The sequence below is a fragment of the Lacrimispora amygdalina genome (assembly GCF_003432035.1).
Lineage (GTDB): Bacteria > Bacillota > Clostridia > Lachnospirales > Lachnospiraceae > Lacrimispora > Lacrimispora amygdalina.
This window is the reverse complement of record NZ_QOHO01000106.1, coordinates 26,547-48,839: the sequence shown is the minus strand read 5'-3', so window position 1 is coordinate 48,839 and position 22,293 is coordinate 26,547. Positions and strand designations below refer to the sequence as shown.

The window sequence follows — 22,293 nt, the reverse complement described above, 5'->3', positions numbered from 1 at the left end:
TTGTTTCCATTCTTTGTAGCTTTAATTAATATTGTTATTTATTCTTTTCAAAAAAGTAAATATGAAACTTATCTTAATATGCTTAGTAGTGTACTTAAAATTTTGATTGCATCTAAACGAATTGTAGATCAACCAGTTCTTAAATACAATAATATTTTTAAAGATTTAGGTTACAACTTAGATAAATTTCGTCCACTATTAATTAAGATTAGTAAATTACAGCATAGATCTTCATCTAATATATCTGGTGATGCTATGACATTATTAGAATCAATGACTTTTGGTATTACTTTATGGGATATAATTCAATATGATAAAATAATTTGCCAATTAATAGGATATCAGAAAGAATTAATGGCATTATATACAGTAATTGGTGAAATAGATTCAGCAATTTCAGTTGCTTCATTTAGAAAAACACTTCCATTTTATTGTACACCGATATTTAGTAAAAGTAATAATATTACAGCAGAGGATATTTATCATCCTTTAGTGGAAAATCCAATTTATAATTCCATATTATTAAAAAAAGGATGTATTATTACAGGATCCAATGCCTCTGGTAAATCTACATTTATAAAAGCTTTGGCAATCAATGCATTATTAGCACAAAACATTTATACATGTCTTGCCAAAAAGTTTATAATACCCTATTCTGCAATAATTACATCAATGGCTGTTCGTGATGAAGTTTCGACAGCAGAAAGTTACTATATAAAAGAAATTAAATATATAAGAAGAATCATTCGCGCATTGAATGAAAAGAAATTAGTTTTCTGTATTATCGACGAAATTTTACGGGGGACAAATACCGAAGAGCGAATTGCTGCATCAGTTGCAGTATTGAAATATTTATATGGAAAAAATTGTATTACAGTAGTTGCTACTCATGATATAGAATTAACGGAAATGTTAGAAAATTATTATGAAAACTTTCATTTTTCGGAACATATAAGTGATAAAAAAATATTATTTGAATATAAGATTCATCAAGGCCCCGCTATTTCACGTAATGCTATAAAATTATTAGAGTACATGGAATTTCCGGAAGAGATAACACAAGAAGCAGTGAAATTACTCCAAAGTGAAAACAAGATTATTTAAGTGTGCTTACCTATTAGGGTTTTATATACATTTTAAAAGGAGGATATAATATGGAAACACCTATTATTGTTAATGGTTGGGAATGTTTAGCTTGTGCAGCTTGTATCGTATGTTTGTTAACACCACAAGCAATTGAACACTCGTTTGCAGTTTCGGGAACAGATTAAAAGAATTACAAAATTGATTTAGTACGTGACTTATTAATGGATACTTAGTAAATATAAAATAGAACCTGAGTAGGTAAGCATCTATTATAAGTTAAAATTGTTAGACTAAAAGAAGGGAGAAAACGACAAATTATTGTATGCCGTGAAGGAAAATATGAGAAATAAATACTTATATTTTAACCAAAATGTAGAAATAGAATACCAACCGGATAATATGGTCCTTTTAAAAGTTAAAGGGATTGATAGCAAATTTGGCAATGGTAAGTATATGATTAATCAAATTGGAGCAGAAATTTTACTGTTGATTGATGGGACTAGAACATATAAAGAAATTATTGAATACTTATCAAAGAAGTATGGTGAGGAAAATTCTTCTATAGAGAAAAAGATAGAACCATTTTTTACAAAAATAAAGGACAAATATAAATTAGAAATTTTAGAGGGTGATAAAACAAGCAGAAAAATTGAAGTTAAATATAATAACAATAATTATCCACGAGTTGCAACCATAGAACTTACTAATGCTTGTAATCTAAAATGTATACATTGTTATGGATCATTTGGCGAAGATAATGTAATTATGCCTCTTGATAAAGTATATAAATTATTGAGTGAATTAAACGAAATGGGCGTAGTGGTTATAGAATTGACTGGAGGAGAAATTACTATGCATCCAGATCTTAACAAAATTATTAGGTATGCTTTATCACTTGATTTTAATAGAATATCCATGCTGACAAATGGTGTTTTGCTACTTCCGGAAACCATAGATTTAATAATAGAAAATAAAAAAAGAATATATGTACAAATTGATTTCCAAAGCTTTGACGATAAATATTTAGAATGGTTTACAAAGAAAAAAAATACTTTGAATATTATTTCAAAAAATATTGAAATTTTAGCTGCTAATGAAGTTCCGATGAGAATTGCAACTATGGTCACGCGAAAAAATTTAGGTGAATTGGAGAAGATATCTGAATGGATACACCAACTTGGCATAAAACAGTGGGGACTAGGGCTAGTGATGGCACTTGGACGTGCAAAAGAACGTGATTCTGACTTATTGTTTGCTGACGACGAAAATCCAGAGTTTGTCGATATAATAAATAAAACTGATAAAAAATATCCAGGACTAATTTCTTACATAGATGATTCTCGCACTAATAGAACTAACTGTGGCGCCATAAGTTCACACATTGTAATTGCCTGTGATGGGAATACAAAAATATGCGCAATGGATACTGGAAATTATTTTAATAGTGGGATCGGAAATGTCCTAATAACAAATCTCAAAACATTATACGGTGATAATAAAGACTTTGTACATGGTTTTAGTCAAATAAAAGCACCTAGCTATGATTCCGAATCATGTAGAGAATGTAAAAATAAATATTTTTGTCATGGGTGTATTTTAAGGGGTGTGTTAAGTGCTAAGGAGTTTAAAGAAGAGTGTAGATGGTATACAGAACAAATAGATAAAAAAATTAAGGCTAAGTTCGGAATATGATAGCTAATAAATAAAATATGTATTAGTGATAATGCGTAATGTGAGAAAGTAAAATATAAAAATATATAAGTGAAAAAAGCTTGGAGTTGATATTTTGACAGAACTAATTGGTTTAAAGAGAGAATTAAACTTTTCCTTCAAAAAATATATTTTTCGTTATATTAAATGTTTTATATTTATGCTTGGTTATACTATAACATCAGTCATTTTCCCGGGTCTGGTTAGTCTGGTAATGGACAAGGGAGTAATGGTGGGAGATTACCATTCCACTATTGTATATATTAGTATATTTTTGATCATTGGAATAATGATGACAATTTTCCAATATTTAGAAAGATTGAGTTTTTTTAAGTTATCACAAGACATATTAATTTATATAAAAATTATAGTTTTTCGTAAAATTATGGATACTAATTTAGCATTTTGGAATAATCATAAAATCGGAGATGTGATGTCTGTAGTTGAGAGTGATATTTCTAGAATAGAATCGTTACTGACCACTAAATTATGTGATGCTATAGTTAATATTTTTGTTATTATTGGTATGAGTATCTTCTTGATTTATCTTAATATAAAAATTGGTGGACTTCTCATTCTTATAGCTTTTATATTTGTCGCAATACAACGTAAATTAGGAATTTTTATAAAAAATAATATGCTGATTTTACGAAAATCTTTAGGAGATAATTCTTCTCTTCTTAATGAAATATTAAACAATATTCAAAATATCCAAATCATCGGATTAGTTGTACCATTTATAGATAAGTATAAAGTTAGCATTGATAATATAAAAGATAATAATATAAAAAATACAAATATAGTATCATTATCATTAGGAGTTTCAAATCTATACGTAATAATATCAATGTTAATTGTACTTTTTGTTGGATCAATAGAGTATTTTAGAGGACATCTAACCATAGGAATAGTTTTAACTTTCTTATTATATGCTCAAAGATTATATTCACCAATTAGTAGTATATGTAATACATTTGTTTCAATAAAAAATATTTCTCCCAGTATTTCAAAAATATTAGACATACTGAAAAATGAAAATATAATTTATGGTGGTAACTATTATCCAGTTACAGATATTCAAGGATCATTAGAATTAAGAGCAATATCATTTAAGTATCAACTAAATCCAGATTATGTTTTTAAGGATTTTAATCTTAAAATTAATTCCGGAGAAATTATAGGAATAATTGGAAAAAATGGAAGCGGAAAAACAACTATTATTAAACTATTAGCAGGTTTATGCGTACCAGAGCAAGGTATTATTACGATTGATGGAGTAGATTTAAAGAAATATGACTTGGAATATTTAAGGAGACAAATAGGTTATGTATTGCAAAGTAATTATCTAGTAAGCGGGAAACTAAAAGATATATTAAGATTTGGTGTGGAGAATGAATTTATTGACATAAAGGATGAAATGATAAAATCTTTTGAACTTAATATTAGTAAATTTAGTAATGGTTGGGAAACTTATATTAATGAAAAAAGTATGAATATATCAGGAGGTGAACTGCAAAAAATATCTTTAATTAGATTGTTTTCATCCCCGAAGCAAATGTATATTCTTGATGAACCTACATCATTTATGGATAATGAAAGTGAGAAGAAGGTATGTAGTAAAATGGAGGAATTACTTAATAATAAAACGGCAATTATAATAACTCATCGTCCACAAATACTACATATTTGTAACAGAGTAATAGATTTAGATGCTTTGTAAATTAGTTAGAGTTATTTCAATATAAGTTTTCAGTACGGAACGAAGTGTAACAAAGATTTCAGAATAACTGATAGAATAATAAATTTTGTCTGAGTATTAAGGCTCGCTACACCGGGAAAGCAGATTTGCTTCAACAAAATGTTTACGATACTATATTGAATTTCGTTATAATAACTGAGCTTTACTATGTCGATAGTAAAAAATCAGTCTTCTGAATGCGATTCCAAGTTTTTATTCGTTTATGGTCGTGCTACATATCGAACCGGGAGAATTTTTTAATTCTCCCGGTCTCCAATTATTTTATGCTTTTGAAGCCATTTTATAAATTTCCAGAACATCCTGCCAATACAGCTTTTTCAACCCGCCTAACGGGTGTTCCACGCCGTAGGCTTCTCCGGTTGATTTTTTAGCCATCAGCTCTAAATTGGTGCTGTCGATTCCCAGTTCCTCTAGAGTTGTGGGAAGCCCCATTTTTACAAAGAACTGGGACAGACGATTGATTCCTTCCAGAACAATGGCATCAGGATCCCGGAAGCTTCCTTCCACACCCATGACATTAACAGCAAACTGTACAAACATGTTAATATTTGTTTTATACACGTATTTCATCCAGGCGGGAGTGAGAACTGCCAGTCCGGCACCGTGAGCCACATCGTAGATGGCACTCAGCTCATGCTCCATACCATGGCATGCCCAGTCCTGTCTCCGGCCCAGTCCCAGTAAATCGTTGTGGGCAATGGTGCCGCCCAGCCCCACCTGGCACCAGGCATCGTAGTTTTTCGGATCATGGGAAACCAGAAGTGCGTGTTTCATAATTGATTTCAGAGTGGTTTCGCAGAGACCATCTGTTAAATCCGTATGCAGGGTATTTGTGAAATAACGCTCGAATATATGGCTCATCATGTCTGCTACACCGTTGGCAATCTGGTTCTTCGGAAGAGTGAAGAAAAATTCCGGATTCATAACGCTTAAGACCGGACGGACCAGATCGCTTCCATATCCCAGCTTCATCTGCTTTTCTTCATTGGTAATGACTGTACTGTTGCTGGATTCGCTGCCGGCAGCCGGAATGGTTAAAATCGTAGCAACCGGAAGTGCAGCAGTGATTGCCTTTCCCTGTTCATAAACATCCCAAACATCACCTTCATAGCAGACTCCAATGGCGATGGCTTTTGCAGAGTCAATGACACTGCCGCCGCCAACTGCCAGAATCAGGTCAACGCCCTGGTCTTTGCATATTTTTATGCCTTCATAAACCAGTGACAGGCGGGGATTGGGTACAACCCCTCCCAGTTCTGCAAACTCAATTCCTTTTTCCTTTAAAGACTGAACGACAGTATCATACAGTCCGTTCTTTTTGATTCTGTCTCCGCTGTAATGCAAAAGGACCTTTTTGGCATAAGGAGCCAGAAGACTTCCGATTTCCTTATGGGAGTCTTTTCCAAAACAGATGCGTGTGGGAATGTGAAAATTAAAATTTAACATGGTAATACCCCTCTCTTCTATACATTATTTTAAAAATCTGTGGTGTCCGGATTGGTGGAATAACCGCAGCATCCATCTAAGCCGGCTATGATGGATACATCTTCGGCTGTAAGCTCAAAATCAAACACATGGGCATTTTCCTCAATACGCTCCTTTGTAACGGACTTGGGTAAAGGAAGAAAGCCCATCTGTAAGCTCCATCTGATACAGATCTGTGCAATGGATTTTCCGTATTTCTCTGACAGCGCAATCATTTCCGGAACTTCGAAGATTTTGCCGGAACCAAGGGGGCTGTAGGCTTCTGCCAGTATATTCTGTTCCCTTAAGTAAGAAACCAGTTCATCCTGGGTTTCTCCCGGGCAAAGCCTGATCTGGTTTACCATTGGAGCAATTTTTGCTGTTTTCTTAAGCTCTTCTAAGTGATGGCGGCGGAAATTGCTGACACCGATGGAACGGATGCGTCCTGCCTCATAAAGCTCTTCAAATGCTTTCCAGGTGCCTGCGTTAGCCTCCTGCCAGTTGGATCTGGTCTTAATGGGATTGGGCCAGTGGATTAAGTATAGGTCTAAGTAATCCAGATTTAAGTTTTTCATGGTTACCTCAAAGGCATTTAGTGTTTCCTGATATCCATGTTCTCCGTTTTGAAGCTTGCTGGTTACAAAGATATCTTCTCTTGGAATGCCGCTTTCCTTTATTCCGATTCCAACGCTTTCCTCATTGTAATATAGTGCCGCAGTATCGATGTGACGATAGCCTGTCTTCAATGCCTGTTTCACTGAGTTGACTGCTATTTCACCATTTTGTGCCTTCCAGGTGCCAAAGCCAATGCAGGGAATTTTGACACCGTTAGCCAGTATAAAACTGTCTGATAAAGATTTCATTCAGGTACCTCCTTATTGATTTTGCTTGATCACGGGACCAAACTATTGTATAGTTAGTATTGTAAACCTTAACGTTAACTTTAAGTCAAGAGACAGATTGGAAAATCTGCCGGAACAGGATAAATATGAATTATACGATAAAACAGGTATCAGAAAAGACAAACTTAAAGCCCCACGTTCTCCGGTATTATGAACGGGAAGGGCTTCTTCCATTCGTTGACAGGAGTGAAAGCGGAATCCGCCGTTATTCGGAGGAGGACTTAGAGTGGCTTTCTTTAATCTGCTGTCTGAAAAACACTGGAATGGCCATCAGACAGATCCGGGAATTTGTGGAGCTGAGCTTACAGGGAAAAGAGACGTTGAAAGAACGCTGCTCCATGCTGGAAGCCCATAAAAAGGATGTGGAGGACCAGATCGCCGGAATGCAGAAATACTTATGCAAGGTGGACCATAAGATTAAGTATTTTACTGACCAGTATGAGAAATATTTAGCTGTAAGCAGTGAGAATGGAGAAGTAAGTCATGTACCGGATTAAGATTACTGATATGGATCTGGGGCAGATTGCGAAGTCCGGGCAATGCTTCCGCATGAAAGAGCTGGAACAGGGTGTCTGGTCTGTCACGGCCGGGGCCGGGTACATAGAAGCAGTGAGGGAAGAGGAAGAATTTCTTTTTTCCTGTGAAGAGGGAGAATTTCAAACGATATGGTCTCATTATTTTGATCTGGAAGAGGATTATGCCGGATATAAAAAACGGGTGCCATCGGAGGATTCTTACCTTAGGGAGGCCATCAGGTGCGGCTGGGGAGTGAGAATTTTACGCCAGGATTTATGGGAGATGCTGGTCACATTTATCATATCCCAGAATAATAATATCCCCCGGATTAAGGGCAGTGTAAAAGAACTATGCCAGAGATTCGGAATGGAGAAGACGGGAAAAGGCCTGGTGCTGTCTTCTGACGGAAGGTGGGAAGAGGTTTGGAAAAGCTATATGACGTTTCCTTCACCGGAATCCATTGCGTCGGCTGGTCTTAGCGGTCTTTCTGGCCTGGGGCTGGGATACCGGGATAAGTATATTCTTTCCATTGCGGAGAGCTGCAGCGGGCCGGAGGGAAAGAAGTGGCTTGCCGGTTTAAAGGAAGCGGATTATGAATGTGCTCATGCCATGCTGCTTAAGCAGCTGGGAATCGGAAAGAAGGTGGCGGACTGTGTCTGCCTTTTTGGACTCCACCATGTGGGAGCGTTCCCTGTGGATACCCATGTGAAGCAGATCCTTACAACATATTATCCGGAGGGTTTTCCGCTTAAGAGGTATGAGGGCTGTGCAGGTATTTTGCAGCAATATATGTTTTACCATAAAATCAACCGGTTAGCGGCTGAATAATCATTTCATTGTAATTGGCAGTCTGGGGCGCAGGATGTCCCAGGCTGTTCCTGTCTTTTCTCCTGTCGAAATAATTCATACTTTTATCACACAATAAACAAAGTTAAATCACACAATTTTCACAATTCCCTTTTACCCTAAGTAAGGACACGATTATGTGAAAAAGAACAGGAGGAGAGAGAGTTGATTGAAGTCAAAAACCTGGTAAAAGATTACGGCGGGCATCTGGCTGTGGATCATTTAAACTTTACCATTGAGGATGGCAGGATTTATGGTTTCCTGGGACCCAATGGAGCAGGAAAGTCCACCACAATGAATATTATAACCGGTTACATAGGTGCTACCGAAGGGGATGTGTGGATTAATGGCCATAACATTTTAGAGGATCCGGAGGAAGCCAAAAGGTGTATCGGTTATCTGCCGGAGCTTCCGCCCCTTTATGTGGATATGACGGTGAAGGAACAGCTTGATTTTGCAGCAGAGCTAAAGAAAATACCAAAAAAGGACAGGGAAGAGGAAGTCCTTAAGGTGATGAGCCTGGCGAAGCTTACAGATGTAAGCGGACGCCTGATCCGAAACCTCTCCAAGGGCTACAGACAGAGAGTAGGGCTTGCCCAGGCAGTTCTGGGATTTCCGCCTGTGATTATTTTAGATGAACCCACTGTGGGACTTGATCCAAAGCAGATCATTGAGATTCGTGATACCATTAGGGAACTGGGACAAAAGCATACCGTTATTTTAAGCTCTCACATTCTTTCCGAAGTCAGTGCAGTCTGTGACCATGTGCTGATTATAGACCGGGGACGCCTGATTGCCAGTGATACACCGGAAAACTTAGAGCGCCAGATGGCAGATGCTTCCGGAATGGAGCTGCTGGTAAAAGGAGAAGAGGAAGAAATCCGTGAGATTCTTGACACCATCCCCCAGACAGCAGACGTGAGCATTAAGGAGAGCGGCGAAGCGCTTGTAAAAAAAGTAACATTCCGTATGGCCGGTACAGGGGAAGACGGAGCGGATATCCGGGAAATTATCTTCTTTGCGTTTGCAGACAACAGACTCCCGATTCTTTCCATGCATGTAAATAGGGCATCCTTGGAAGAGGTATTCTTAGAACTGACTGCAGATGCCGAGTCCGCAGATATGGGGATGGAAACCCAGGAAGAAGTTTATACAGATATGGAAACGGAAAACACAGATACAGAAAATACTGAGAAAGATGGAGAGGAGGAATTATAATGGCTGCTATTTATAGAAGAGAGCTGAAATCTTACTTCCAGTCCATGACCGGATATGTTTTCATTGCCTTTATGGTGCTGTTCATCGGTATCTACTTCATGGCGTACAACATGATGAGCGGGTATCCATATTTTTCCTATACCTTATCGGGAATGGTGACAATTATCATGATCGGCATCCCCGTTCTTACCATGAGAAGCTTTGCAGATGACAGAAAGACAAAGACGGATCAGCTGCTGTTAACATCTCCGGTTTCCGTAGGAAAAATAGTCGCAGGAAAATATCTGTCCATGGTCACCGTATTCGCAGTCCCTGTTTTGTTATCCTGCCTTTGTCCGCTGATCATCAAGATGAACGGAACTGCCCATTTAAAAGCGGATTATGCGGCAATTCTGGCATTTTTCTTACTGGGATGTGTTTATATTGCCATAGGAATGTTTATTTCTTCCCTGACAGAGAGCCAGATCATCGCGGCAGTAGGCACCTTTGGAATCATTCTGCTGCTGATTTTGTGGCCCAATCTTGTGGGATTTTTACCTACAACCGCGCTGGGGTCACTGATTGGGTTTTTCCTTCTCTGGTCTTTTGCCGTATTAATTGTCAACCGTATCACCAGCCACAACGGGCTTGCGGTGATTTTGGAGGCAGTTGGAATCATTGTTATGGCTGGACTATACTTAATCAAAAAAGGTCTGTTTGACCGGGCGCTGACCAGTGTTATGGAGAAGATTGCAATCACCGGCGTGTTCCAGAACTTTGCTAACCATTATATCTTTGATGCAGGCGGTCTGGTTTCCTATATCAGCATTATATTCCTGTTGGTATTCTTGACTGTGCAGTCCATAGAGAAACGCAGATGGAGTTAGGAGGATGGAAATGACCAGAAAATTAAAAAAAGGCGGCTATACGGCAATTCTTTCCGTGATTGTGATTGCTGCTGTTATTATACTGAATATGATTGTGGGACGTCTTCCGGAAAAGGTGCGGCAATGGGATATGAGCAGCAGCCAGATCTACACCCTGGGAGGGACCACCAGTGACCTGTTAAAAGCACTTGATAAGGATGTGACGATCTACGTGGTGGGAGACCCGGCAAACGTGGATAAAAGGATCACAAGCTTTGTAAAACGTTACGGGGATTTATCCGGCCATATCAAAGTAGAGACGGTGGATTCCGTACTTCACCCGGAACAGGTTAAAAAACTGAATGCTACGGACAGCACTCTGCTTGTAAGCTGTGAGGCTACAAATAAAACTCAGTCCATTCCATTTAACGATATTATTAAAATGGATGAATCCTCTTATTACTATTACGGGCAGGCAAAAGAAACCGAGTTTGACGGTGAGGGCCAGCTGACAGGAGCCATTTCCCATGTGACCAGTGATGTATCCAAAACCATCTATGTCACAGAGGGACACGGAGAGGCTGAATTTGGAAAAACCGTAACTGATATGCTGGGCAAATCCAATTTAACAGTTACTAGCATTAACCTCTTAAAAGATGGAAAGATTCCTGAGGATTGTGAGCTTCTTCTTATAAATGCACCGGCTTCTGATCTTGCAAATGATGAAAAAACAATGGTTTCTGATTATTTGGACAAAGGGGGACACGTATTAATATTTGCCGGATATTCTGAGAAAGAGCGTCCGAACCTGACTTCTGTTATCAGTGCATATGGCCTTAACTTAGAAAATGGAATGGCTGCAGATACCAAGAACTTTTATCAGAATAATCCTTACTACATTTTCCCAACCATTGAGTCCGGAAGTGAAGTGACAAACGGTGTGGATATAAAGAGCACGGCACTGGTTCTACAGTCAGGCGCATTGACCCAGATTCAAAATCTCCCTGAGGGAATTAGTGTAACCCCGTTTATGCAGACCAGTGACGGAGGAATGCTTGTTACTCCGGACGCCCAGAAGAAAGGCACATACATCCTGGGAGCTGTTTCAGAAAAGAAGCTGGATACGGGTTCTGCCCGGCTGACCGTTTTTTCCACTCCTTCACTCATTGATGAAAGCTTAAATACCAGCTTCACCAATTTAAGCAATTTAACCCTGTTTATGAATGCAGTAACCTCCAATTTTGAGGATGTTGCCAATGTTTCCATTCCTTCTAAGAGTCTTGAAGTGACCTACAATACGGTGACACATGGCGGCATGTGGGGAATCCTGTTTATTTTAGTCATTCCTGCGGCAGCTCTTTGCTGCGGACTCATGATCTGGTTAAAGCGCAGGCGTCTGTAGAAGGAGGCATGATTATGAAGAAAAAAAATGGCCTGATATATGGAGCTGCCGCGCTGGCAGTGCTTTGTGCAGTGTATGTGGGAGTGGGGCAGTATATGGACCGCTCACAGAAAAAGACTGAAAATAAAGAGGAGGCTTCCAAGGTCTTTATGACCGACGTTTCCGATGTTTTGTCAGTTTCTTACGATCGGGACGGTAAGGAGCTTTCCTTCACAAAAAAAGACGGTAAATGGATCTATGATCAGGATGATAAATTCCCTGTGAAACAGGAAAAGATGGATGGCATTGCCTCCACTGTCTCTAAGCTGGAGGCAGTCAGAAAACTGGAAGGAGGCGACGGTTTTGACGCATATGGACTGGATCAGCCCATCCGGACCATTACAGTCACTGGTGCAGACAATAAAAAGTCAGTGATTCTCCTGGGTAATGGGACACAGGACGGAGATTACTATGCTGCGATTCAGGGAGAGGATACCCCTTATCTCATCAGCTCTTCCCTGTTTACGGAGACAGACAGCGCTCTTGATGACTTTATGGCTCTGGAAGAATTTCCAGCTGCTGCAGGAACCGATGTCACAAGCATAACTGTGACGAAGGGAGACAGCAGCAAATATTTTATAAAGAAAAAGCTGGATGATGAAAAAGGAACCATTGAATGGTATAAGGACTCTGCGGACTCCCAGGAGAATAAGGTGGAGGATAATTCACCTCTGAATGTACTGGCTGATTCTCTCACCAGCCTGAAGGTAAAGAGCTGTCCCAATTATAATGTGGATGATTCCCAGTTAAAGGATTATGGCCTTGATCAGCCTTCTGCCGTTATTACCTATACTTATAACAAGAACGGTAAGGATGAAACCTTTACTCTGACTGTGGGCAGTTTAAATCAGGATTCCAGCTGTTACTATACAAGAACAGAGAATTCACCATTTGTCAATGAGATAGAGAAAGCCGCCATTGATAAGTGTCTGACAGTGGATAAGGGAATTTAAAAAATAGAAAAGCAGACCCTGCACAGCCGTTTAAGCGGAGATTTTACCGCAGACCGGCAGGCAGGGTTTTTTCTCTTATAACTCTTAATTATGGTATCAATTCCTTTCTCATATATGTTTTCCAGTAAAAATATTTTATTTTAGTTGAAAAATCCTGACAAATGTTCTATTATGAGAAGAAATATATCAGCAGATTACAGTGACACAGAGGGAGAGTACAAATGAACTATAACATTGCAGTAATCCCTGGCGACGGGATAGGGCCTGAAATCATTGGAGAGGCGAGAAAGATATTAGATAAGGTTGGAGCGGTTTATCACCACCTGTTTGAGTATACAGAAGTCTTAATGGGAGGGATATCCATTGATACTTACGGCGTCCCATTAACGGACGAAGCACTTAATACAGCAAAAAAAAGCGACTCCGTTCTCCTTGGTGCAGTCGGGGGGAATGTTGGAAATTCAAAATGGTACGATGTGGCACCGAATCTGAGACCTGAAGCGGGGCTGCTGGCCATCCGCAAAGGTCTTAATTTATTTGCTAATATCCGTCCAGCCTATCTTTATAAAGAACTGGCTGATGCATGCCCTTTAAAAAAGGAGATTATCGGTGACGGCTTTGATATGATCATCATGCGGGAACTCACCGGCGGACTCTATTTCGGGGACCGTTACACAAAAGAGGTGGACGGTGTGATGACTGCAGTGGATACGCTTACCTACAATGAGAATGAGATCCGCAGAATCGCTATAAAAGCGTTTGATATTGCCATGAAGCGGAAAAAGCAGGTCATCAGTGTAGATAAGGCCAATGTGCTGGATTCTTCAAGACTTTGGAGAAAAGTGGTGGAAGAGGTGGCGCAGAATTATCCGGAAGTGAAGCTAAGCCATATGCTGGTAGACAACTGTGCCATGCAGCTGGTGATGAATCCGGGACAGTTTGACGTAATTCTTACTGAGAACATGTTCGGTGATATATTATCCGATGAAGCCAGCATGATTACAGGATCCATCGGAATGCTCTCCTCAGCCAGCATGAATGAAAGCAAATTTGGAATGTATGAACCAAGCCATGGTTCCGCTCCTGATATCGCTGGAAAAAATATTGCCAATCCCATTGCAACCATTCTTTCAGCAGTTATGATGCTTCGGTATTCCTTTGATTTAGATAAAGAAGCAGCAGTGGTGGAAGCAGCGGTGGAACAGGTGTTAAAAGAAGGATACCGGACCGGAGACATATATTCCGATGGGTTTAAAAAGGTATCCACAACAGAAATGGGCGATTTAATCGCAGAGCGGATTATTTAGTCCAATGATCACCCAACAACTTAAAACATGAAAATTGCCGGAAGCGGATAAAACATTTGATTTTATACGCTCCCGGATTTCCATATAATCAGAAAATTATGAAAAAAGAAAAGGAGTGTGCAGCAGATGAAAAGTGATTCAGTTAAAAAAGGTATGCAGCAGGCACCTCACCGTTCCCTGTTTAATGCGCTGGGAATGACAGAGGAAGAGATGGAAAGGCCGTTAATCGGTATTGTCAGTTCCTATAATGAAATCGTACCAGGCCATATGAATCTGGATAAAATAGTCGATGCCGTCAAAATGGGAGTTGCCATGGCAGGCGGAACACCGGTCATGGTTCCGGCCATTGCAGTATGTGACGGAATTGCAATGGGACATATTGGTATGAAGTATTCACTGGTCACCAGGGATTTAGTTGCAGACTCCACAGAATGTCTTGCAAGAGCCCACGCCTTTGATGCACTGGTTATGGTACCTAATTGTGATAAGAATGTTCCCGGACTTTTGATGGCAGCAGCCCGCATTAACATACCCACAGTGTTCGTCAGCGGCGGACCAATGTTGGCTGGACGTGTGCAGGGCCATAAGACCAGTCTTTCCAGTATGTTTGAAGCGGTAGGAGCTTATACAGCGGGTAAGATGACGGAAGAGGATGTCAAGGAATACGAGCAGAAGGCGTGTCCGACCTGCGGTTCCTGTTCCGGTATGTATACGGCAAACAGTATGAACTGTTTAACCGAGGTTCTTGGAATGGGCTTAAAGGGCAACGGTACCATTCCGGCTGTCTACTCCGAACGTCTGAAACTTGCAAAACATGCAGGTATGGCGGTTATGGAGCTGTTAAAGAAGAATATCTGTCCCCGTGACATTATGAGTGAGAAGGCATTTAGAAATGCACTTACCATGGATATGGCTCTTGGATGCAGCACCAACAGTATGCTTCATCTTCCGGCTATTGCCCATGAAGCAGGCGTGGATTTAAATCTGGAGCTTGCCAATGAAATCAGCGCAAAGACTCCCAACCTCTGCCACCTTGCGCCGGCAGGCCCTACTTATATAGAAGATTTATATGAAGCAGGCGGCATTTATGCAGTAATGAATGAGATCAGCAAGCTTGGACTTTTGGAGCTGGACTGCATTACGGCAACTGGAAAAACAGTGGGAGAGAACATCAAAGGCTGTATAAATAAAGATCCCCAGGTAATTCGCCCGGTGGAAAACCCCTATAGCAAGACAGGCGGAATCGCCATATTAAAAGGAAATTTAGCACCGGACAGTGCAGTTGTAAAACGGTCTGCTGTTGCTCCTGAGATGTTAAAGCACGAAGGTCCTGCAAGAGTCTTTGACTGTGAAGAGGATGCGATTGAAGCCATCAAGGGCGGAAAGATCGTAGCAGGAGATGTAGTGGTAATCCGTTATGAAGGACCGAAGGGCGGTCCGGGAATGAGAGAGATGTTAAACCCAACCTCAGCCATTGCGGGTATGGGGCTTGGTTCTACCGTAGCGCTCATCACAGACGGGCGGTTCAGCGGGGCTTCCAGAGGCGCTTCCATCGGTCATACCTGTCCCGAAGCAGCAGTAGGAGGTCCGATCGCACTGGTAGAGGAAGGCGACATCATATCCATTGATATTGACAATCACAGACTGGATGTAAAGGTATCTGACGAAGAGATGGCAGCCAGAAAGGCAAAATGGCAGCCAAGAAAACCTGAAGTTACCTCCGGATATCTGGCAAGATATGCGGCTATGGCAGCCCCGGCAAGCCGTGGGGCAATCCTGGAAATAGAATGAAAAGGAGCAGCTTATGAAGACATTAACTGGAGCAGAGATCGTAATCGAGTGCTTGAAGGAACAGGGCGTGGATACCGTTTTCGGATATCCGGGCGGCACCATTTTAAATATTTATGATGCCCTTTATAAGCATCAGGACGAGATCACCCATATTCTCACATCCCATGAACAGGGAGCTGCCCATGCAGCGGACGGTTATGCCAGAGCAACCGGAAAAGTGGGAGTATGTCTGGCGACCTCAGGTCCGGGGGCAACCAACTTGGTAACCGGAATCGCAACTGCTTTCATGGATTCCGTTCCAATGGTAGCCATTACCTGCAACGTAGCGGTGGGACTCCTTGGCAGAGACTCCTTTCAGGAGATTGACATTGCCGGTGTGACCATGCCCATAACAAAATATAATTTCATTGTAAAGGATATCAGTAAACTGGCGGATACCATACGAAGGGCATTTAAGATAGCCCAGACCGGAAGACCAGGTCCGGTTCTGATTGATATTACAAAGGATGTGACAGCCAGTACCTGTGATTATGAAGAGAAGGAACCTGAGCCGATCATCCGCCAGGAAGATACCATTTTGGAAGAAGATTTAGAGCAGGCGCTGCAGCTCATCCGCAAATCACAGAAGCCTTACATTTTTGTAGGCGGAGGTGCAGTCATTGCCAATGCTTCTGAGGAGCTCGCTTCCTTTGCCCATAAGATTCAGGCCCCGGTTGCAGACAGTCTGATGGGAAAAGGAGCCTTTGACGGAACCGATGAACTCTATACCGGAATGGTTGGTATGCACGGAACCAAGACCTCCAATTTCGGAATTACGGAATGCGATCTATTAATCGTAGTGGGTGCCAGATTCAGCGACCGTGTGACCGGCAATGCATCCCGTTTTGCAAGAAATGCAAAGATCCTGCATTTTGATGTTGATCCGGCTGAGATCAATAAGAACGTTAAGGCTTATGCAAGTGTAATCGGTGATGTAAAATCCATTTTAAGGAAATTAAATGCAAGGCTGGATCCCATCAATCATGAGGAATGGGTTGCTCATATTGACCGAATGAAGGATATGTATCCCATGCGTTATGAAAAGAGCATTCTGACCGGACCCTATATTATAGAAAAAATCTATGAGGTGACAAAAGGAGATGCCATTATCACCACAGAGGTAGGGCAGCATCAGATGTGGGCGGCTCAGTACTATCAGTATAAAAAGCCAAGAAGCTTCATCACTTCAGGAGGGCTTGGCACCATGGGCTACGGTCTTGGCGCATCTCTTGGTGCAAAGATGGGCTGTAAGGACAAAACAGTGATCAATGTGGCAGGAGACGGCTGTTTCCGCATGAATTTAAATGAGATTGCAACGGCCACCCGTTATAATATCCCCGTCATCCAGGTTGTATTAAACAATCATGTACTGGGTATGGTGCGTCAGTGGCAGACCCTGTTCTATGGAAAGAGGTACTCACATACAGTTCTTAATGACCAGGTTGATTTTGTAAAGATAGCAGAAGGAATGGGAGCAAAGGCTTACCGGGTTACCGGGAAAGAAGAGTTCGAGGAAGTCTTAAAAGAAGCCATTGCCCTCAATGTTCCTGTTGTTATAGATTGTCAGATTCACTGCGATGATAAGGTATTCCCAATGGTTTCACCGGGGGCGCCCATCGAGGATGCATTTGACGAAGAAGATTTAAAGATTTAACATCAGTAAGGAAAGGGATAAAGTCCCGAATTTGAGGAGGAAGAGATATGAGCAGAGTGTACAATTTTTCTGCAGGACCTGCAGTCCTGCCGGAAGAAGTCTTAAAAGAAGCAGCTGAGGAGATGATGGATTATAAGGGAACCGGCATGTCGGTTATGGAAATGAGCCACCGGTCCAAGGCTTATGAAACTATCATCAACGAAGCAGAAGCTGATTTAAGAGACTTATTGGCGATTCCGGACAATTACAGGGTGCTGTTTTTACAGGGCGGAGCTTCCCAGCAGTTTGCCATGGTTCCCATGAATTTATTTAAGAATGGGGTTGGAGATTACATCATCACCGGGCAATGGGCAAAGAAAGCGTACCAGGAAGCGAAGCTTTATGGTACCGCCAACGCAGTAGCTTCCAGTGCTGACAAAACATTCAGTTATATACCGGATGTTTCCGATCTTCCTATCTCAGAAGATGCGGATTACGTATATATCTGTGAAAATAATACCATTTACGGAACCAAATATAAAACACTGCCTGATACCAAGGGAAAAATACTGGTAGCAGATCTCTCCTCCTGTTTCTTATCGGAACCTGTTGATGTGAGCAAGTATGGTCTTATTTTTGCCGGAGCCCAGAAGAATGTGGGACCAGCGGGCGTAGTAATTGTCATTATCCGGGAAGATTTAATCCGGGAGGACGTTTTAAAAGAAACGCCCACCATGCTTCGCTATAAGACTCATGCAGATGCGAAATCCCTTTATAATACACCGCCTGCCTATGGAATCTATATCTGCGGTAAGGTCTTTAAGTGGTTAAAGAACTTGGGCGGACTGGAAGCAATGAAAAAGATCAATGAGAAAAAAGCGGCAATTCTTTATGATTTCCTGGATCACAGTAAGATGTTTCACGGCACTGTTGTAGAAAAGGACCGCTCTCTTATGAACGTACCCTTTGTTACCGGTGATGAAGAACTGGATGCCTTATTTGTGAAAGAATCAAAAGCAGCAGGACTTGAGAATTTAAAAGGTCACAGGTCCGTAGGCGGTATGCGTGCCAGCATTTATAATGCCATGCCTGTTGAAGGAGTGGAGAAGCTGGTTTCCTTTATGAAGGATTTTGAAGAAAAACACACGAGACAGGCAGACTGAAAGGAGATCACAGCCATGAAAAAGATTTATTGCCTTAATGCGATTTCTACATACGGAACCGCATTGTTAACAGAAGATTACGAGCTGACAAATCAGATTGAGGATGCAGAAGGTGTGCTGGTCAGAAGCGCTTCCATGCATGAAATGAAGCTTCCGGAAAGTCTTCTTGCAATTGCAAGAGCCGGGGCAGGTGTCAATAACATTCCCCTGGAGGCATGTGCTGCAGAAGGAATCGTGGTATTCAATACACCGGGAGCCAATGCAAACGGAGTAAAGGAGCTGGTAGTTGCCGGGCTGATGTTAGCCTCCCGTGATATTGAAGGCGGAATCCGCTGGTGTAAGGAAAATCAGGAAGATGAAAATATTGCTAAATCAGCAGAAAAGGCAAAAAGTGCATTTGCCGGATGTGAAATCAGAGGCAAGAAGCTGGGAGTCATTGGTCTTGGAGCCATCGGTGCAGAGGTCGCCAATGCCTGCTCTTCCCTTGGAATGGATGTGTACGGATATGACCCCTTTATCTCGGTTAACGCTGCCTGGAGACTATCCAGAAATGTAAAACATATTACCGCTGTGGATACGATTTATAAGGAATGTGATTACATAACTCTCCATGTTCCGTTAGTGGATGCCACAAAGGGAATGATCAATAAAGCTGCCCTTGACAATATGAAGGACGGAGCAGTAATCCTGAATTTTGCAAGAGATATTCTGGTAAATGAAAATGATATGGCAGAGGCATTAAAGTCCGGGAAGATCAAAAAATATGTGACTGATTTCCCAAATCCAACTTCTGTACATATGGAAGGTGCCATTGTCATTCCTCATCTGGGAGCTTCCACAGAAGAATCGGAAGATAACTGTGCGAAGATGGCAGTGGAAGAAATCATGGATTATATAGACAATGGAAATATCCGTAATTCCGTGAATTTTCCTGCCTGTGATATGGGAATCTGCAACGCTGCAAGTCGTATTGCAGTTCTGCATTTAAACATTCCCAATATGATCGGGCAGATCACAGGAACTCTGGCAGCCGGTGATGTGAATATTTCCGACATGACCAATAAGAGCCGTGAAAAGTATGCATATACACTCCTTGATTTAGAGAATGTACCGGATGCCTTAAGCATTCAGAAGCTGAATGCCATTAAGGGTGTAATACGGGTCAGAGTAATCAAATAGGAGAAAAGAACATGGCAATCGTAAAACCATTTCAATGTGTAAGACCAAATAAGGAAGAGGCCAGCCTGGTGGCGGCTCTTCCTTACGATGTATATAACCGGAAGGAAGCCTGTCAGGTGACGGCTGAAAATCCTAAATCATTTTTAAATATTGACCGTCCGGAAACACAGTTTTCCCAGGATGTGGATATATACGATGACTGCGTTTATGAAAAGGCGGCAGCCATGCTGAAGGACTGGATGCAAGACGGAACCTTTGAACTGGACAGCACGAAAGCGTATTATATTTATGAACTGATTATGGAGGGAAGAAGCCAGACCGGAATCGTGGCCTGTTCATCCATTGATGATTATGTAAGCGGCGTGATTAAAAAACACGAAAATACAAGAGAGGAAAAGGAACTGGATCGAATCCGCCATGTGGATACCACAGATGCCCAGACAGGTCCCATCTTCCTTGCTTACCGTTCTGTTTTGGAGATTAACCGGCTGGTAGAAGATAAAAAGAAGACAGAGCCTCTCTATGACTTTACTGCAGATGACGGTATCAGCCATAAGGTATGGAGAATTGCCGATCCGGAAACAGTGGAGGTGATTGAAGAAAGCTTTTTACGCATTCCTGCCACGTATATCGCCGACGGACATCACCGTGCTGCTTCTGCCGTAAAGGTAGGCTTAAAGAGACGGAAAGAAACGATGGAATATACAGGAGAAGAGGAGTTTAACTTCTTCCTGTCGGTGCTCTTTCCCGATGACCAGCTGATGATTCTTCCTTACAACCGCGTGGTAAAGGATTTAAACGGATTAACTCCGGAAGCATTCCTTTCAAAGCTTTCAGACGGCTTTTTGGTAACTTCTGTTGGAGAAGAAGCTTATGGTCCGTCTGAAAAGGGAACTTTTGGAATGTATTTAAATAAGACCTGGTATTCCTTAAAAGCAAAGGATTCCTTAAAGAGTGCTGATCCGGTAAAAGGTCTTGACGTATCTATTTTACAGGACAATCTCTTAGGCCCAATTCTGGGAATCGGAGATCCGAGAATTGATAAGCGGATCGATTTCATAGGAGGAATCCGGGGATTAAAAGAACTGGAAAAGCGGTGTGAGGAAGATATGACAGTGGCATTTTCCATGTATCCCACATCCATCGGAGAGCTCTTCTCTGTAGCGGATGCCGGTCTTTTAATGCCTCCAAAATCAACCTGGTTTGAACCAAAATTAAGAAGCGGGCTGTTTATTCATATGCTGAAATAAAAAACACCGTTCCTGGAGCCGGAAGGCTACGGGGACGGTATTTCATTTTCCGGCTTTGCATTCAGCTGTTCTTTCCGGTAGACTTCGTAAATATTCAGAAGCTGGGGACGTTTTACAACGCCTATTTTCTGAAAGATGTTATGAACATGGGTTTTCGCTGTACCAAGCGAGATAAATAAATCATCGCTGATCTCCTGATTTGTTTTATCTAAGAGCAGCACTTTTAAAATTTCCCGTTCTCTTACCGTCAGGTGGTATGCTTCACTGAAACGGTACAGAATGCTTTCTTCAATATCAGAAGGCAGATTTGAGTGGGTATGGCTATTGATATCGTTTACAATTGTATTATTGCGCAGGGAAGTTTTTAGATAATACATTAAATATGCGCCGGAAAATAAAGCGTGAGTAAGATATAAAATATCAGAAGTATAGCTTCTGTTATTCATGTTGATATAATATTTGGAGTACACATCAAAATGAAAAATGACGATGGTGTCTTCGGCGATAATACAAAGGTTCATAAAAACAGTGAAACAAAAAAGACGTTTACACCAGCAGTAGAAAGAATTCTGATAATTTTCAGGGTTCTTTTTTATTGTCCATAAAACCTCCGCACCCACGTAGGCATTGTAAAGCTGGCTTGGCAGATAATAGAGCCAGATTTTCCATGCGCTGTTATCCAGTACAGGGACAAAAAACATAAAGGTAACATAAAATGCAAGAATACTATAGTCATACCAGGTTATTTTTTTATTGATCAGGCGTTTGAAAATAATTAGATAGCCAAGAGACAGGATTAAATAAATCAATGTTTTATGAGTCGGTACGATCATAAAAATCCGATTATATTGTTCAGCAAAATTCTGAAACAGTTCTGATGCGAAATTCACAATATCATCTATCATGATTGCCGAGTAAATGATCCCAATCCAAAGCAGTATTTTATCTTTTCCATTCATAAACAGAAAAAAAGACATCCACATAATTCCGGAATAGACAATGATTATAAACAGATTGTAGAGAAAGATTATGCCCTTTGCCATATGTGCCTCCAGTTCGTAAGCCGTTCATTGTAAGTTATTATCAGTATATCAAAATAAAAACTTTTTTCAACTGCGAAATTACAAAAATCGACAAAAAAATAGTGCAAATTGCACAAAAGTTTAGAAGGGTTTATGTGAAAAACAGTAA

General features: G+C 40.9%; 18 protein-coding genes. 15 read left to right on the top strand and 3 right to left on the bottom strand.

The features are described from left to right. The 3 genes from DS742_RS25655 to DS742_RS25645 form a co-directional block, all read left to right on the top strand. Positions 1–1,104: MutS-related protein (locus DS742_RS25655; RefSeq protein WP_437126224.1), on the top strand; the 1,104-nt coding region annotated here is incomplete at its 5' end. A 321-nt stretch (positions 1,105–1,425) separates the two neighbouring features. Further along, the gene (locus DS742_RS25650) at positions 1,426–2,778 is read left to right on the top strand and encodes a PqqD family peptide modification chaperone (RefSeq protein WP_147325880.1); all 1,353 of its coding nucleotides are present in this window, start codon (positions 1,426–1,428) and stop codon (positions 2,776–2,778) included. Positions 2,779–2,872: 94 nt separating this feature from the next. After that, the gene (locus DS742_RS25645; protein WP_117419771.1) at positions 2,873–4,516 is read left to right on the top strand and encodes an ABC transporter ATP-binding protein; all 1,644 of its coding nucleotides are present in this window, start codon (positions 2,873–2,875) and stop codon (positions 4,514–4,516) included. Positions 4,517–4,816: 300 nt separating this feature from the next. Here the strand turns inward: DS742_RS25645 and DS742_RS25640 are convergent, their stop codons facing one another. Together DS742_RS25640 and DS742_RS25635 are read right to left on the bottom strand one after the other, a co-directional pair. Beyond that, positions 4,817–6,001 carry an iron-containing alcohol dehydrogenase gene (locus DS742_RS25640; RefSeq protein WP_117419770.1) on the bottom strand — a complete coding sequence of 395 codons (1,185 nt, stop codon included), beginning with the start codon at positions 5,999–6,001 and terminating at the stop codon, positions 4,817–4,819. A 29-nt stretch (positions 6,002–6,030) separates the two neighbouring features. Next, positions 6,031–6,882, bottom strand: a complete 852-nt coding sequence (locus DS742_RS25635) for an aldo/keto reductase (RefSeq protein ID WP_117419769.1) — start codon at positions 6,880–6,882, stop codon at positions 6,031–6,033. Between the two features lie 125 nt (positions 6,883–7,007). Between DS742_RS25635 and DS742_RS25630 the strand changes: the two genes are divergently transcribed. The 12 genes from DS742_RS25630 (at position 7,008) to DS742_RS25575 (ending at position 21,102) form a co-directional block, all read left to right on the top strand. Continuing rightward, positions 7,008–7,418 (top strand): MerR family transcriptional regulator, encoded by a 411-nt coding sequence (locus DS742_RS25630; RefSeq protein WP_117419768.1) that lies wholly within the window; start codon positions 7,008–7,010, stop codon positions 7,416–7,418. Next, positions 7,405–8,265 carry a DNA glycosylase gene (locus DS742_RS25625; protein ID WP_117419767.1) on the top strand — a complete coding sequence of 287 codons (861 nt, stop codon included), beginning with the start codon at positions 7,405–7,407 and terminating at the stop codon, positions 8,263–8,265. The genes DS742_RS25630 and DS742_RS25625 overlap by 14 nt, the downstream gene beginning before the upstream one ends. A 183-nt stretch (positions 8,266–8,448) precedes the next feature. Next, entirely contained in the window at positions 8,449–9,501 is a 1,053-nt protein-coding gene (locus DS742_RS25620; protein WP_117419766.1) for an ABC transporter ATP-binding protein, read from the top strand. Continuing rightward, positions 9,501–10,367, top strand: coding sequence for an ABC transporter permease subunit (locus tag DS742_RS25615; RefSeq protein WP_117419765.1), 867 nt, complete (start codon positions 9,501–9,503; stop codon positions 10,365–10,367). Before DS742_RS25620 ends, DS742_RS25615 begins: the two co-directional genes overlap by 1 nt. A gap of 10 nt (positions 10,368–10,377) precedes the next feature. Beyond that, entirely contained in the window at positions 10,378–11,748 is a 1,371-nt protein-coding gene (locus tag DS742_RS25610; protein ID WP_117419764.1) for a GldG family protein, read from the top strand. 14 nt (positions 11,749–11,762) lie between these two features. Further along, positions 11,763–12,740: a DUF4340 domain-containing protein gene (locus DS742_RS25605; RefSeq protein WP_117419763.1), complete on the top strand. Its 978-nt coding sequence runs from the start codon at positions 11,763–11,765 to the stop codon at positions 12,738–12,740. A 221-nt stretch (positions 12,741–12,961) separates the two neighbouring features. Beyond that, complete coding sequence (leuB, locus tag DS742_RS25600; protein ID WP_117419762.1) at positions 12,962–14,047, top strand: 3-isopropylmalate dehydrogenase; 1,086 nt, start codon at positions 12,962–12,964, stop codon at positions 14,045–14,047. Positions 14,048–14,173: 126 nt separating this feature from the next. Then, on the top strand, positions 14,174–15,838 hold the full coding sequence (ilvD, locus tag DS742_RS25595) for a dihydroxy-acid dehydratase (protein ID WP_117419761.1): 1,665 nt from the start codon (positions 14,174–14,176) through the stop codon (positions 15,836–15,838). Positions 15,839–15,851: 13 nt separating this feature from the next. Then, positions 15,852–17,531, top strand: a complete 1,680-nt coding sequence (gene ilvB, locus DS742_RS25590; protein ID WP_117419760.1) for a biosynthetic-type acetolactate synthase large subunit — start codon at positions 15,852–15,854, stop codon at positions 17,529–17,531. A gap of 47 nt (positions 17,532–17,578) precedes the next feature. Further along, positions 17,579–18,673 (top strand): 3-phosphoserine/phosphohydroxythreonine transaminase, encoded by a 1,095-nt coding sequence (gene serC, locus DS742_RS25585; protein ID WP_117419759.1) that lies wholly within the window; start codon positions 17,579–17,581, stop codon positions 18,671–18,673. Between the two features lie 15 nt (positions 18,674–18,688). Then, positions 18,689–19,852 (top strand): phosphoglycerate dehydrogenase, encoded by a 1,164-nt coding sequence (locus DS742_RS25580; protein WP_117419758.1) that lies wholly within the window; start codon positions 18,689–18,691, stop codon positions 19,850–19,852. Positions 19,853–19,863: 11 nt separating this feature from the next. After that, the gene (locus DS742_RS25575; RefSeq protein WP_117419757.1) at positions 19,864–21,102 is read left to right on the top strand and encodes a DUF1015 domain-containing protein; all 1,239 of its coding nucleotides are present in this window, start codon (positions 19,864–19,866) and stop codon (positions 21,100–21,102) included. Between the two features lie 26 nt (positions 21,103–21,128). Here the strand turns inward: DS742_RS25575 and DS742_RS29655 are convergent, their stop codons facing one another. Then, positions 21,129–22,145 carry a helix-turn-helix domain-containing protein gene (locus DS742_RS29655; protein ID WP_117419756.1) on the bottom strand — a complete coding sequence of 339 codons (1,017 nt, stop codon included), beginning with the start codon at positions 22,143–22,145 and terminating at the stop codon, positions 21,129–21,131. Positions 22,146–22,293: the final 148 nt, after the last annotated feature.